Raw genomic sequence first — 13423 nt, forward strand, 5'->3', positions numbered from 1 at the left:
CGAGGGTAAGTTGCGCGCCGGTTTTGTTGCCAGGCAGCCATGGCTGTCATGTAACGCGGGGCAACTTGGGCCCAACTAATTTTAGAGGACCTCCACGTGCCTATTTTTTCTTTGTTGCGTAATGCCCTGCTGGTCGGCGCCGGGCTGACACTGGCTGTCAGTGTTCAGGCCGCTGGCACAGTGCATATTTATAACTGGTCGGACTACATCGGTGAAACCACCCTGGCCGACTTCCAGAAAGAAACCGGCATCAAGCCGGTGTATGACGTATTCGATTCCAACGAAACCCTGGAAGGCAAGTTACTGGCCGGGCGTACCGGTTATGACGTGGTCGTGCCGTCCAACCATTTCCTTGGCAAGCAGATCAAGGCCGGGGCTTTTCAGAAGCTCGACAAATCGAAGCTAACCAACTACTCCAACCTCGACCCGGTACTGCTCAAGCGCCTGGAACAGAACGATCCGGGCAATCAGTACGCTGTACCGTATCTGTGGGGCACCAACGGCATCGGTTACAACGTCGACAAGGTCAAGGCAGTGCTGGGCCTCGACAAGATCGATTCCTGGGATGTGGTGTTCGAACCGCAGAACATCAAGAAGCTGCACAGCTGTGGCGTGGCGTTCCTCGACTCCGCCGATGAAATGATGCCCACGGTCCTTAACTACATGGGCCTGAACGCCAACAGCACCAACCCTGAAGACTACAAAAAGGCTGAAGCCAAGTTGCTGGCGGTGCGGCCTTACGTGACGTACTTCCATTCGTCCAAATACATCGCAGACCTGGCCAACGGTGACATCTGCGTGGCGATCGGTTTCTCCGGCGACATGTTCCAGGCCAAGGCCCGCGCAGATGAAGCCGGTAAAGGCATGAACATCGCCTACTCGATTCCGAAAGAAGGCGGCGCGCTCTGGTTCGACATGCTGGCGATCCCCAAGGATGCCGCCAACGCCAAAGAAGCCCATGCCTTCATCAACTATTTGCTGAAACCCGAGGTGATTGCCCAGGTCAGCAATTCCGTTGGCTACGCCAACCCGAATCCCGGGTCGGACAAACTGATGGAACAGTCTATACGCACCGACGCATCGGTATATCCACCGCAAGCGGTCCTCGACAAGACATACGTCTCCACCGAGTTGCCACCGAACATTCAACGTTTGATGACGCGCAGCTGGACCAAGGTCAAGTCGGGCAAATAGCTTCAAACTATCCAGGTTCGCCACGTTGAGCGAACTGCAAATTCTGTTGGGAGTTTCGTAAATGGCAGTTGCCTCCGGCGCCTATAAGAAAGCCCTCGAGGGCGACCAGACACCTAAACAGGTGCTGGTCAAAATCGACCGGGTCACAAAAAAGTTCGACGAGACGATTGCCGTGGACGACGTGTCCCTGGAAATCAAGAAAGGCGAAATCTTCGCCTTGCTCGGCGGCTCGGGTTCGGGCAAATCCACCTTGCTGCGGATGCTGGCAGGTTTCGAACGGCCCACGGAGGGGCGCATTTTTCTTGATGGCGTAGACATCACTGACATGCCGCCGTACGAGCGGCCGATCAACATGATGTTCCAGTCCTATGCCTTGTTCCCGCACATGACCGTGGCGCAGAACATCGCCTTCGGCCTCAAGCAGGACAAGATTCCGGGGGCTGAAGTCGACGCTCGCGTGGCCGAGATGCTCAAGCTGGTGCAGATGAGCCAGTACGCCAAGCGCAAACCCCATCAGTTGTCCGGCGGTCAGCGTCAGCGTGTGGCGCTGGCGCGTTCGTTGGCCAAGCGGCCGAAGCTGTTGCTGCTAGACGAACCGATGGGCGCGCTGGACAAGAAACTGCGCTCGCAAATGCAGCTGGAATTGGTCGAGATCATCGAGCGGGTCGGCGTGACCTGCGTGATGGTGACCCACGACCAGGAAGAAGCCATGACCATGGCCGAGCGCATCGCGATCATGCACCTGGGCTGGATCGCCCAGATCGGCAGCCCGATCGACATCTACGAAACCCCGACCAGCCGTCTGGTCTGCGAATTCATCGGCAACGTCAACATATTCGAAGGCGAAGTGGTGGACGACGCCGAGGGCCATGCGCTGATCACCTGCAAGGATCTGGACCGCAGTATCTATGTGGGTCACGGCATCAGCACCTCGGTGCAGGACAAGTCCGTGACCTACGCGATCCGTCCGGAAAAACTGCTGGTGACGGCCGACATGCCGACCTGCGAACACAACTGGTCCAGCGGCAAAGTGCATGACATTGCCTACCTCGGCGGCCACTCGGTGTTCTACGTCGAATTGCCGAGCGGCAAACTGGTGCAGTCCTTCGTCGCCAACGCCGAGCGCCGCGGCCAGCGCCCAACCTGGGGTGACCAGGTTTACGTGTACTGGGAAGACGACAGCGGCGTGGTACTTCGCTCATGAACATGCGCAAATTCAAACGCCGGCTCAATCGAATAATTCCCGGTGGCCGTCAGCTGGTCATCGGGGTTCCCTTCATCTGGCTGTTCCTGTTCTTCATGCTGCCGTTCTTCATCGTATTGAAGATCAGCTTCGCCGAAGCCGACGTGGCCATTCCGCCGTACACCGAGATCTATAGCTTCATCGACCAGAAGCTCCAGGTGCTGCTTAACCTGAGCAACTACGCGATGCTGGGCGATGACGAGTTGTACATCGCCGCTTACCTCGGCTCATTGAAGATGGCGCTGATCAGCACCGTCCTCTGTTTGCTGATCGGCTACCCGATGGCCTACGCCATTGCCAGCGCCCGCAAAGAGCTGCAAACGGTGCTGGTGCTGCTGATCATGATGCCGACCTGGACCGCGATCCTGATCCGCGTTTATGCGTGGATGGGCATTCTCAGTAACAACGGGCTGCTTAACGGCTTCTTGATGAGCATGGGCTGGATCGACGAGCCGCTGCAGATCCTCAACACCAACCTCGCGGTCTATATCGGGGTCGTTTATTCCTATCTGCCGTTCATGATCCTGCCGCTCTACGCCAACCTGGTTAAACACGACAACAGCCTGCTGGAAGCCGCGTCCGACCTGGGTTCGAGCACCTTCAACAGCTTCTGGAAAATCACCATTCCGTTGTCCAAGAACGGCATCATCGCCGGCTGCATGCTGGTGTTCATTCCGGTGGTGGGTGAGTTCGTGATCCCGGAACTGCTCGGCGGTCCGGAAACCCTGATGATCGGTAAAGTGCTCTGGCAAGAGTTCTTCAACAACCGTGACTGGCCGGTGGCGTCAGCGCTTGCGGTGGTGATGCTGGCGATCCTGATTGTGCCGATTATCCTGTTCAACCGTAGTCAGGCCAAAGAAATGGAGGGCAAGGAATGAAGCGCTTCCGTTTCTCAAGTTTCATGCTGGTAGCGGGTTTGCTGTTCATCTACGCGCCGATGCTGATCCTGGTGATCTACTCGTTCAACGCCTCGAAACTGGTGACGGTGTGGGGCGGCTGGTCGATCAAGTGGTACGTGGGGTTGATGGACAACACCCAACTGATGGGCTCGGTGGTGCGTTCGCTGGAAATCGCCTGCTACACGGCGATTGCAGCGGTGGCACTGGGGACGCTGGCGGCCTTCGTGCTGACGCGTATCACCCACTTCAAGGGCCGCACGCTGTTCGGTGGTCTGGTCACCGCACCGCTGGTGATGCCGGAAGTGATCACCGGTCTGTCGCTGTTGCTGCTGTTCGTGGCCATGGCGCAGATGATCGGTTGGCCACAGGAGCGCGGCATCGTCACCATCTGGATCGCCCACACCACGTTCTGTGCAGCGTATGTGGCGGTGGTGGTCTCGGCGCGTTTGCGTGAGCTGGACCTGTCCATCGAAGAGGCGGCCATGGACCTGGGCGCGCGGCCGTGGAAGGTGTTCTTCCTGATCACCATCCCGATGATCGCACCATCGCTGGCGGCGGGGGGCATGATGTCGTTTGCCTTGTCGCTGGATGACCTGGTGCTGGCGAGCTTCGTGTCCGGTCCGGGTTCCACGACCTTGCCGATGGAAGTGTTCTCGGCGGTGCGCCTGGGCGTGAAGCCCGAGATCAACGCCGTGGCCAGCCTGATTCTGCTGGCGGTGTCGCTGGTGACGTTCCTGGTCTGGTACTTCAGCCGTCGTGCCGAAGAGATTCGCAAGCGTGCGATCCAGCAGGCCATCGAAGAAGGCGCCGCCGATTCCTGGAAACAACCGGACGTGCGCCGGGCGCAGGCGCCGGAAGCGGCTTGAGCTTGATGCCGGGTTGACCACGCATGTGTGGCCAACCCAAATCCACTGTGGGAGCGGGCTTGCTCGCGAAGACGGACTGACATTCAACATCCATGTTGACTGACACACCGCCTTCGCGAGCAAGCCCGCTCCCACATTGGTTTATGCCACCCAAGGTGATTTGCGGATGATCTCAACGAAGTTCATCGGCTTGAAGCCCGGCTCGCTGTCCACCAGCACATCCGCGTTCACGGTGCCAAAAGTGCTGTCCGGCTTATGTTTGAAGCCATTGGTGAACGCACACAGGATGCACTCCTTGAACCCTTCACCCCGTGGATGCGCATGCACCACTGCTTCACGCTGCACGGTGGAAAACGCCGCATAGTCGATGCCCAGCACATCCATCTCGACGCCGGCAGTCACCAGCGCCACGTTGGGACGCAGGTGTTGCGGCACGCCCGGTGTGGTGTGCAGGGCAATCGACAACCACACCTGTTCGATATCGTCGTCGGACAAACCGTAGGGTTTGAGGAATGCTTTGGCTGCGTTGGCACTGTCGACTTCGAAGCGTTCGTCATCGCTGCGATAACCTTCCACCAGGCCCAAATCATGGAACATCGCGCCGACGTACAGCAGCTCCGGGTCGTAGGCCAACTGCTTGCGCTCACCGCTCAAGGCACCAAACAGAAACACCCGGCGTGAGTGGTGAAACAGCAGGTCGGACTCGATGTCGCGAATGTATTCAGTGGTGGCCCTGGCCAACGCGCTGTCGGGGATTTTGATACCGGCGATGATGCTGCTCATGGTGCTTTCCTCATGGGGAACGCCGTGGCGGCGCTGATGGGGTCAGTCTGTTCGCGCAGCCGAAACCGGACAATCGATCCATGGCTGCGATCCCGGCCAATGAACCTGCCTATCGCGCCAACCTCGCTTGTTGGGCTTGGATTGGCTAGGGTTGAGGGTGACCAGCCAGAAAAGATCGCAGCCTTCGGCAGCTCCTACATGGGATTGCGTACACCTGTAGGCGCTGCCGAAGGCTGCGATCTTTTCAATTTGAAGGTGAACTTGAACCATGCACAAAACCGTTGCCATCGTGGTGTTCCCAGGCGTTCAGTCACTGGACGTCACCGGTCCCATGGATGTGTTTTCCGAAGCCAATCGTTTCCTGGCCCCGGAGGATCACTATCGGCTGGAGGTGATCGGTGTCGAGCATGGCGTGATGGCGTGCTCCAACGGTTTGTCGCTCAACGCCCACCGGCATTTCAGTGAAGCGCTGGAGGCTTATGACTTGCTGTTGGTGGCGGGCGGGCCGCAGTTGCCGTTCATGAATTTTGGCGCGGCGTTCGATACCTGGTTGCGCGATGCCTGCGCGCGGGCGCAACGTTTTGGCTCGATCTGCAACGGCGCCTTCATGCTCGCCCGGGCCGGACTGCTCGATGGGCGAACAGTCACCACCCATTGGGGTGATGCCGCGGCGCTGGCGCAGTTGTGCCCGTCGACTCAGGTCGAGGCTGATCGTTTGTACGTGCAGGACGGCGAGCTTTACACCTCGGCCGGGGTTACGGCGGGGATCGATTTGTCGCTGTATCTGCTGGCCCGGGATCACGGGCCGGACGTGGCACTCAGCGTGGCCAAGCGGCTGGTGGTGTTCACTCAGCGCTCGGGCGGGCAATCGCAGTTCAGCCCGTTCCTCACGCCCCATGCCGAACCGACTTCGGCGGTGGCGTTGGTCCAGCTCTATGTGTTGGCCAACCTCAATGGCGACCTGACCATTGCTGATCTGGCCAACGCCGCCAACATGAGCACGCGCAACTTTTCCCGGGTGTTTGCCAAGGAGGCGAAAATCACCCCGGCGGAATTTGTCGAACGGGCGAGGGTGGACGCGGCACGGGTGATGCTCGAAAGCACCCATGCGCCGCTGAAAACCGTGGCGTACCAGTGCGGGTTTCGCGATGCCCAGCACATGCGCAGTGTGTTCAACCGCAGGCTGGGAGTGACACCGCAGCAGTTCAGGTTGAATTTTGCGGTGATGGTTTAGCGGCATATTGTGTTGCTTGTCATGGCCCCTTCGCGAGCAAGCCCGCTCCCACAGTTGACCGAGTTGTTCAGACAGGCACGGTCTAATGTGGGAGCGGGCTTGCTCGCGAAGGCGTCAGCCGGGCCAACAAAAAATCTATTGCCCCGAACGCGCTGGCAACAGCTTCAACGTACTACGGGTATTGGCCGTCACTTCTTCCTCATTGAAATGCGCCTGGTAATAAACCCCTTCGATATACGCTTCGGCCTGGTCGGCATAGTGGCTGTCGAACGGCACGCCGCTCTGGCCGACCGGGTTGATGGTCAGGCTGTGGGCCGGGTCGGCGAAGTCGATCAGCCGTCGCGTCGACGGGCCGTAAGTCACAGGCCACGGCGCCGGGCCGATCTTGGCCGAGAGGTTGTTCGGCACTTCGTGGGTGCCGGGCGCCGCGAACGGCCCGACGTTGAAGATCCGCTCCAGCGGTTTCTGCGTCCCCAGCGGATGGCCGTGAGTCAAGGTGTGCGCCTTGCCCCACTGCCATTGTGTGGAATCGGCGCCCAGGGTGGTCTTGAGGTGAGCCATGCTCGCTTGCCAGGCGACCTTGACCGTATCGGCGCGGGTTTCCTTGCCGGGGGTGTTGCGGTTGTCCCACCACGGTGAGTCGGCGGAGGCTGCCAGACGCGGCAGTGCGGCATCGATCACTCGGGTCGGGAGCAGCGTTTCGAAGAAGTCATTGCCCAGTTCATCGCGCATCGCCGCGTCGGTAAGGTTGAACAAAAACTGGTTGAACAGCGTGGCGCTGATGGAGTCCAGCGGGTAATCGCCGCTCCACTGTGCCAGTTGCTCGACCAGTTTTAGCTCGGCGGGATCGCTCACCACTTCACGCAGTACCGGTAGCAACGGCGCCAGCAAACGCGGACCGTAGTCGGTGGTGGTGCCCAGTTGCAGCTTCTGGTTGGAGTCGTTGTCCCACTTCACGTTCTTGTCGCTGAGCTGACGATTGAGCTGCTGACCGCGATCGGCGAGGTTGTAGTAACCGGGAATTTCCATGCCGGTCGGCGACACCGGCTGGAAGTTGGCCGAGACGATATAGCCCCGCGCCGGGTTCTCTTCCTGTGGGTTGGCGCTGAACGGGTAGAAACCTTCCTTGTCCGCCTGAGGGGTGCTGCCGTCGAGGATGAAACCGGGCTTCACCCCGGTCGGGCGCTTGGGCAGCAACGCCGAGGCCCACCAACCGATGTCGCCCTTGGCGTTGGCGTAGACGATGTTCAGCCCCGGAGCCTGAACCTTGGCCGACGCGGCACGGGCCTTGGCCAGGGTGTCGGCGCGGTTGAGCTGGTAGAAGCCATCGAGGATCGGATTCGGCGTCTCGAGGAAGGCCCACCACATGGCGACCGGCGTCTTGCCGGCGGCGGTGCCGAGTGCATCGTTGATGATCGGGCCGTGGGGCGACTGGCGCAGGGTCAGCGTGACCGGTGACTGGCCTTTGACCGCGATCTGTTGTTCGGTGTTGACCATGTCGACCCACTGGCCGCGATACCAGACCTGGTTCGGGTTGTCCGGGTTGACCTTCTCTGCGATCAGGTCCAGATCGTCGTTCTGGAACATTGTCAGGCTCCAGCCGAAGTCCAGGTTATGGCCGAGAAACGCAAACGGCACCAGTGCTTGATGGTAGCCATACAGCTCGAAACCCGGCGCCGACAGATGCGCTTCGTACCACACCGACGGCACCGAGAAGCGAATGTGCGGGTCACCGGCCAGCAGTGGTTTACCGCTTTTGCTGCGGTTGCCGGAAATCACCCAGGCATTGCTGCCTTCGAATTGCGGCAGGCCATTGTCGGCCAGCGCCTGCTCACTCAAACGGGCGAGGGCGTTCAGATCCGTCCAGTCATTGGCAGTGAGGGCCGGTGCAGGGTTGGTGCGCCTTTTGGCCAGCACGCCCTTGGGCTGCCAGTCGAGATCGAAGATGTTCAGGTACTCGGCGCCCAGTTGGTCACGCACGTAAGTCAGCAACGGTTCGGTGCGAAACGCCGCGGCAAAGCTATAGGCCATGTAGCCAGCGATGCTGATGCTGTCTTCGGCGGTGAAAGGGCGCTTGGGGATCCCCAGTACATCGAACTCTACCGGCGCAGCGTGGCTGTCCTGATATTGATTGATGCCGTCCAGATAGGCTTGCAGCGCTTTCCACGCCGGAGACTGACGATCCAGCGCGGCCACGTAGCTTTCAGCCCGTTCGCGGATACGCAGGCTGCGAAACAGTTTGTCGGTGTCGATCAGCTTCGGGCCGAGGACTTCGGCCAGCTCTCCACGGGCCAGGCGCCGCATGGCTTCCATCTGGAACAGTCGGTCCTGGGCATGCACGTAGCCGAGGGCGCGGTAGAGGTCGGTTTCGTTTTCGGCACGGATATGCGGCACGCCGCGCACGTCGTAGCGCACGGTCACCGAACCTTGCAGGTGCTGCAACTCCACCTGGCCCTGGCGCGTCGGTTGCTTGCTGTACACATACCAGCCGCCCCCGGCGACGAGTACGACGATCAGCAAGGCAAGTACGGTCAGGACGCGTTTCATGGTGACTCCTTGTTCTTTCGGGATTGCCGCCCGTGTGGGCTGCAAACGTGTAGCACAGACCTCCTGTGCCGGGCATCGCGGTCCTGGAAAAGTCAGGAATGCCTTACTTCACCACCTCAGCAGGCCACGGGCAGTAGCAACCTACCGCCAGCGTGTGGGTGGCGTTCACCGCCCGGCCTTCATTCAGCGCTTGCAGAATGGGCTCGATAAAGCTGTTGCTCGAATTGCAGGTCAGGCCTTCGCTGTACGGACCGAAATACGCCAGCCTGCCACTGCGGTCCCAGATCGCCACCGCCGGGCTGGCAGGGATCTGTTCAGAACCTGGCAGGACAGAGATGGTTTTGAGGCGACTCAACGTGCTGGGCAATTGACCATGGCTGCCGGGCTTTTGGACCGCATAGAACTCGACGCCCTGCGGTACATACTGCTCAACCAGTTCGGTCAGGTGTTGTTGGTTGCCGACATTGCACGGGCAGGCTGGGTCCCAGAAGTGCACCAGGCGAATGGCGCCGGGGCCGGCAAGTTCGTCCGGCAGGCGCAACGGGTCGCCGGAGAACACCGCAGTGTGCGAACTGAAGGCGCGCAAGTAGCGCCCCTGAAACCAGTCATAGGCGGCCCACAGCACGCCGGCACACACTAGGGCGAGCAGGCTGGCAAGCAGTGTGGTGCGGTAGGCCGGACGCATGGGTTTCAATCCTCGAAGGTCGGCTAGCTTGCCATGCTTGCCGCGACAGATGAATATCGCAGGCCCATAAAGTCCATTTCGCGCTCTGGAATAGCCCATGCCTGCCACTTTCGACCCCGATCATTTGCGTGCCAGCCTGCGGCCATTGGCCGAGTGGCAGCCGCTGTCGACGGAGGCCATGGCTTATCAGCATTTTTATGGGCTGGATTTTCCGCAACGCAACCTGCGCAGTGGCCTGGGGCGTTTCGAGGTCGATGGCTATGAAGTGGTCAGCCAGCTCTGGTGGCCCGAACGGGCGAAGGCGACGCTGTTTTTGTTTCACGGCTTCTACGATCACACCGGGCTCTATCGGCATGTGATCGAGTGGGCGCTGGACCAGGGTTTTGTGGTGATCGCCTGTGACCTGCCGGGGCATGGCTTGTCCAGTGGCGAACGGGCGAGCATCAAGGATTTCGCCGAGTATCAGAGCACCCTGCAAGGGCTGTTGGCCGAGGGGCAATCGCTGGACCTTCCGCAGCCCTGGCACTTGTGCGGGCAAAGCACCGGCGGGGCGATCGTGATCGATCATGTGCTCAATCAGGGCGCGAACAGTCCGGCCCAGGGGCAAGTGATTCTGCTGTCGCCACTGGTGCGGCCGCGAGCCTGGGGCTGGTCGCAGCTCAGTTATTACCTGCTCAAGCCGTTCGTCAAAGGCATCGCCCGGCGTTTTAGCGAGAACTCCAACGACCCTGACTTCCTGACGTTCCTGCAAGCCGATCCGCTGCAACCGCTGCGTCTGCCCACGGCTTGGGTCGGTGCGCTGGGACGGTGGATCAAGCGCATCGAAGCGGCACCGAAGAGCCCGCGGCAGCCGCTGATCGTGCAGGGGCAGGCGGACATGACCGTGGACTGGAAGCACAACCTTGATGTATTGCGCGGCAAGTTCGATCGGCCTCAGGTGCTGATGTTGCCTGAGGCGCGGCATCATCTGGCAAATGAGACGCCGGGGTTGCGGGAGGAGTATTTCGGGTTTTTGACCCGGCGGATGAAGGGGCGGAATCTTTAGTGGTAGTCAGGGCCTCATCGCGGGCAAGCCCGCTCCCACATTAGATCTCCAGCGGATACAGAATTTATGTACGCCACAGATCAAGTGTGGGAGCGGGCTTGCTCGCGAAAGCGATCTTCCAGACGCTGAATATTATTGACTGAGGCTCGACGTACTCTGCCCCACCGCCAACCCCGCCCGAATCGCCGCCAATGCCGCTTGGTAGTAAGCCTTGCCTTCAATGGATTCGGCAAAGGTCGCGAACTCTTCCAGCTCTTCATCCGACAGGTCGCGATAGACATACAGCAGCGTGTTGTTCAGATCAGCGCCGATCTGCTCCATCAGGCGCTGGCGCTGACCATTCAACATGCCTTGAGCCTGACCGCCACCGAGCAGGCCGGGGATCATCGAGCTCAGGCTGTCGGCCGCCACACCCGCAATCGCCAGGCTGACTTCAGCACCGGCCTCGCGAGCGGGCAGGGCCTGGGCGAGGTGGCCGATGATCAGCTGGCGGGTATCGCTGGCCTGCATTTTCGGCAAGCCCTTGGCGTTTTTCGCCAATTGATCGCGACGGGTGGCCAGCAGTTCGGCGGCGACAATTTTCTTGCCCAGGGGCGATTGAAAGAAAGTCAGCGCAGGTTTCGGATCGGCAAGCTTCTTGCGCAGTTGCGCTTCGGCACGCTGATCCATGGCTTTGGGCGCAAAGCGTTGATTGCTGTTGTTGACCAGGGCCTGAAACACCGCCGGCGGCAGGCTGTTCTGGTAACGCTGCTGGGCGGCCGAGAGAGCATCATTGAAATGCGCGCGTTGTTCTGGCCAACCGGCGACCTTGTACAACTGGTCGTGGCCGTCTGCCCAGGCGGGCAAAACACAGAACATCAGCAGTGAAAAAAGCAAACGGCGCATAGGGACTCCTGTCAGCAGGCGACTATTCTCCGTGCGGCATTCGTACTTGTCGAGAATTCGTATCAGGTTGCGTGCCTTATCCGACCAATCCTCCGCTGCGCGGCTCTGTCGGATTTGCGGGCACAGGAATACTATGCGCGCCATGCAAATATCCTCTGATCATCCGCTGCTGTTACGTATCGTCGACGACCTGGCTGAGCGTGGCTGGTCGCAGCAGAATATTTTCCTGCCTCTGGATCTGACCCGGGCACTGGCGGCCGAGTGCCGCAAACGTGCCGCCGAGGGCGAACTCTCCCCTGCTGCTGTGGGGCGCGGGCCGTTTTCGGAGATCCGCGAGGGCATTCGCGGTGACCATATCCAATGGCTCGAACCCGGTCAGGTCGAGGCCTGCGACAGCTATCTGGGGTTGATGGACAGCCTGCGTGAGGCGATGAATCGCAGTTTGTTTCTGGGCCTGGAAGATTTCGAGAGCCATTTCGCCCTGTACCCGCCTGGCGCTTTCTACCTCAAGCATGTCGACCGGTTCCGCGACGACGACCGACGCATGGTCTCGGCGGTGATCTACCTCAATGACGCCTGGCTGCCCGAGCATGGCGGTCAGTTGCGCATGTACCTGGACGAAGGTGTCGAACATGATGTGGTCCCCACTGGCGGATGCCTGGTGGTGTTCCTGTCGGGCGAAGTCCCCCACGAAGTCCTGCCCGCGACCCGAGATCGCCTGTCGTTGACGGGCTGGTTCCGCCGTCGTGGCAACGAGCCGTTCTGATCATGCAAAAGATTCTGGTAAGCCGCTGTTTGCTCGGTCACCGCGTCCGTTACGACGGTGGCGCCAGTGGGCCATTCAATCTGTTGGAACAGTGGATTGCCGAAGGCCGGGTGGTGCCGTTGTGCCCGGAAGTCGCCGGCGGTTTGCCGACGCCAAGAGCCGCGGCAGAGATTCCGGGCGGGCAGGGCGGTGAAGTGCTTGATGGCCTTGCATCGGTCATCACCACCGAGGGCGAGAACGTCAGTGCCGCGTTTCTTTCGGGGGCTTATCAGGCGCTGGCGCTCGTGGAAAAGCATGGCATCCGCATTGCCGTGCTCAAGGCCAACAGCCCGTCTTGCGGGAATCTGTTGACCTATGACGGGACGTTCAGTGGCGTGAAGGTCATTGGTGAGGGTGTCACCGCGGCATTGCTCAAGCGTAATGGCGTTCAAGTCTTCAGCGAGCTGGAGTTGGTCGAAGCGGCGCAGTCTCTGGCAGCCCTCGACTAACGACCTGCCCAAAATCCTGTGGGAGCGGGCTTGCCCGCGATGAGGCCATAACATTCAACATCGATGTTGAATGTTAAACCGCCATCGCGGGCAAGCCCGCTCCCACAGGGTTATTCGTCAACCTCGAATCAGGGTTTCGGCGCCACACTCGTATCAGCACCCAACCACTTCTGTGACAGCGCTTCCAGCCGACCATCCGCCTTGATCCGCTGCAGCGCGTTTTCCAGGCTGGCATGAAATGCCGGGTTACCCTTCTGAAACGGAATCGCCAGGCTCACGGTCTGGTCGGCTTTCGGCTTTTCCTCCGTCAGCGACTGCACCAGCAATATTGAGCGCGGCTCTTCTTTCTGCGCGATCAATTGCGCATTGGTTTGAATGTAAGGTTGGCTGAAGTCGAAACGTTCCGTGAGCGCCGGGGTCTCTGTGATGTGGTTGATGGCGATGTCGTACTTGCCGCTTTCGACACCGGTCAGCAGATCGTTGGAATCGGTAACGACAAAGTCGGCGCGGACATCCAGTTCGTTGGCCAGCAACTGCCCCAGCTCGACCTCAAACCCGGTCAGTTTGTCCTCATCCTTGAAATTGAAGGGCGGGGTATTAGCCTCAAGGGCAATGCGCAATTCGCCGCGGTCGTTTACATCGTCAATCAGTTCGGCATGAGCCAAAGGGCTCAAAAGGGGTAGCAGGCAGATCAGGCCAGGCAAAAAGCGCATGGTCACTCCTTGAATTCATTTATCGCGACGCGCTGTTCAGGCTCGCTTTGCTATGGTTGTCGTGTGCCTTCGACA

General features: G+C 60.0%; 13 protein-coding genes. 8 read left to right on the plus strand and 5 right to left on the minus strand.

From position 1 onward, the window contains the following. Positions 1-96 precede the first annotated feature (96 nt). From F6R97_RS16160 to F6R97_RS16175, 4 genes are all read left to right on the plus strand, one after another. On the plus strand, positions 97-1194 hold the full coding sequence (locus F6R97_RS16160; RefSeq protein ID WP_048396313.1) for a polyamine ABC transporter substrate-binding protein: 1098 nt from the start codon (positions 97-99) through the stop codon (positions 1192-1194). Positions 1195-1255: 61 nt separating this feature from the next. Continuing rightward, a complete protein-coding gene (locus F6R97_RS16165; protein ID WP_038980881.1) occupies positions 1256-2398 on the plus strand; it encodes an ABC transporter ATP-binding protein in 1143 nt (380 codons plus the stop codon). A gap of 35 nt (positions 2399-2433) precedes the next feature. Beyond that, positions 2434-3315 (plus strand): ABC transporter permease subunit, encoded by an 882-nt coding sequence (locus F6R97_RS16170; RefSeq protein ID WP_173667537.1) that lies wholly within the window; start codon positions 2434-2436, stop codon positions 3313-3315. Next, on the plus strand, positions 3312-4202 hold the full coding sequence (locus F6R97_RS16175; protein WP_007897694.1) for an ABC transporter permease subunit: 891 nt from the start codon (positions 3312-3314) through the stop codon (positions 4200-4202). Before F6R97_RS16170 ends, F6R97_RS16175 begins: the two co-directional genes overlap by 4 nt. Before the next feature lie 141 nt (positions 4203-4343). On the opposite strand, the gene F6R97_RS16180 is transcribed toward F6R97_RS16175, so the two are convergent. Next, on the minus strand, positions 4344-4985 hold the full coding sequence (locus tag F6R97_RS16180; protein WP_315866803.1) for an HD domain-containing protein: 642 nt from the start codon (positions 4983-4985) through the stop codon (positions 4344-4346). Positions 4986-5253: 268 nt separating this feature from the next. Between F6R97_RS16180 and F6R97_RS16185 the strand changes: the two genes are divergently transcribed. Then, positions 5254-6219, plus strand: a complete 966-nt coding sequence (locus F6R97_RS16185) for a GlxA family transcriptional regulator (RefSeq protein ID WP_315866804.1) — start codon at positions 5254-5256, stop codon at positions 6217-6219. 135 nt (positions 6220-6354) lie between these two features. Here F6R97_RS16185 and F6R97_RS16190 read toward each other — a convergent pair whose 3' ends face one another. Further along, positions 6355-8766 carry a penicillin acylase family protein gene (locus F6R97_RS16190; RefSeq protein WP_315866805.1) on the minus strand — a complete coding sequence of 804 codons (2412 nt, stop codon included), beginning with the start codon at positions 8764-8766 and terminating at the stop codon, positions 6355-6357. A 103-nt stretch (positions 8767-8869) separates the two neighbouring features. Beyond that, complete coding sequence (locus F6R97_RS16195) at positions 8870-9451, minus strand: DUF6436 domain-containing protein (protein WP_048396318.1); 582 nt, start codon at positions 9449-9451, stop codon at positions 8870-8872. Positions 9452-9548: 97 nt separating this feature from the next. Here F6R97_RS16195 and F6R97_RS16200 point away from each other — a divergent pair, with 97 nt between their 5' ends. Further along, positions 9549-10496 (plus strand): alpha/beta hydrolase, encoded by a 948-nt coding sequence (locus F6R97_RS16200; protein ID WP_315866806.1) that lies wholly within the window; start codon positions 9549-9551, stop codon positions 10494-10496. 132 nt (positions 10497-10628) lie between these two features. On the opposite strand, the gene F6R97_RS16205 is transcribed toward F6R97_RS16200, so the two are convergent. After that, on the minus strand, positions 10629-11381 hold the full coding sequence (locus F6R97_RS16205) for a DUF2059 domain-containing protein (protein WP_038980893.1): 753 nt from the start codon (positions 11379-11381) through the stop codon (positions 10629-10631). Positions 11382-11514: 133 nt separating this feature from the next. Between F6R97_RS16205 and F6R97_RS16210 the strand changes: the two genes are divergently transcribed. Continuing rightward, positions 11515-12147, plus strand: coding sequence for a 2OG-Fe(II) oxygenase (locus F6R97_RS16210; RefSeq protein WP_038980894.1), 633 nt, complete (start codon positions 11515-11517; stop codon positions 12145-12147). A 2-nt stretch (positions 12148-12149) separates the two neighbouring features. After that, entirely contained in the window at positions 12150-12635 is a 486-nt protein-coding gene (locus F6R97_RS16215) for a DUF523 domain-containing protein (protein ID WP_315866807.1), read from the plus strand. Positions 12636-12763: 128 nt separating this feature from the next. Here F6R97_RS16215 and F6R97_RS16220 read toward each other — a convergent pair whose 3' ends face one another. Next, positions 12764-13348: a transporter substrate-binding domain-containing protein gene (locus F6R97_RS16220; RefSeq protein ID WP_038980896.1), complete on the minus strand. Its 585-nt coding sequence runs from the start codon at positions 13346-13348 to the stop codon at positions 12764-12766. Between the last annotated feature and the right edge of the window lie 75 nt (positions 13349-13423).

Origin of the sequence: Pseudomonas sp. JV414, assembly GCF_032424305.1 — a bacterium.
Taxonomy (GTDB): domain Bacteria; phylum Pseudomonadota; class Gammaproteobacteria; order Pseudomonadales; family Pseudomonadaceae; genus Aquipseudomonas; species Aquipseudomonas lini.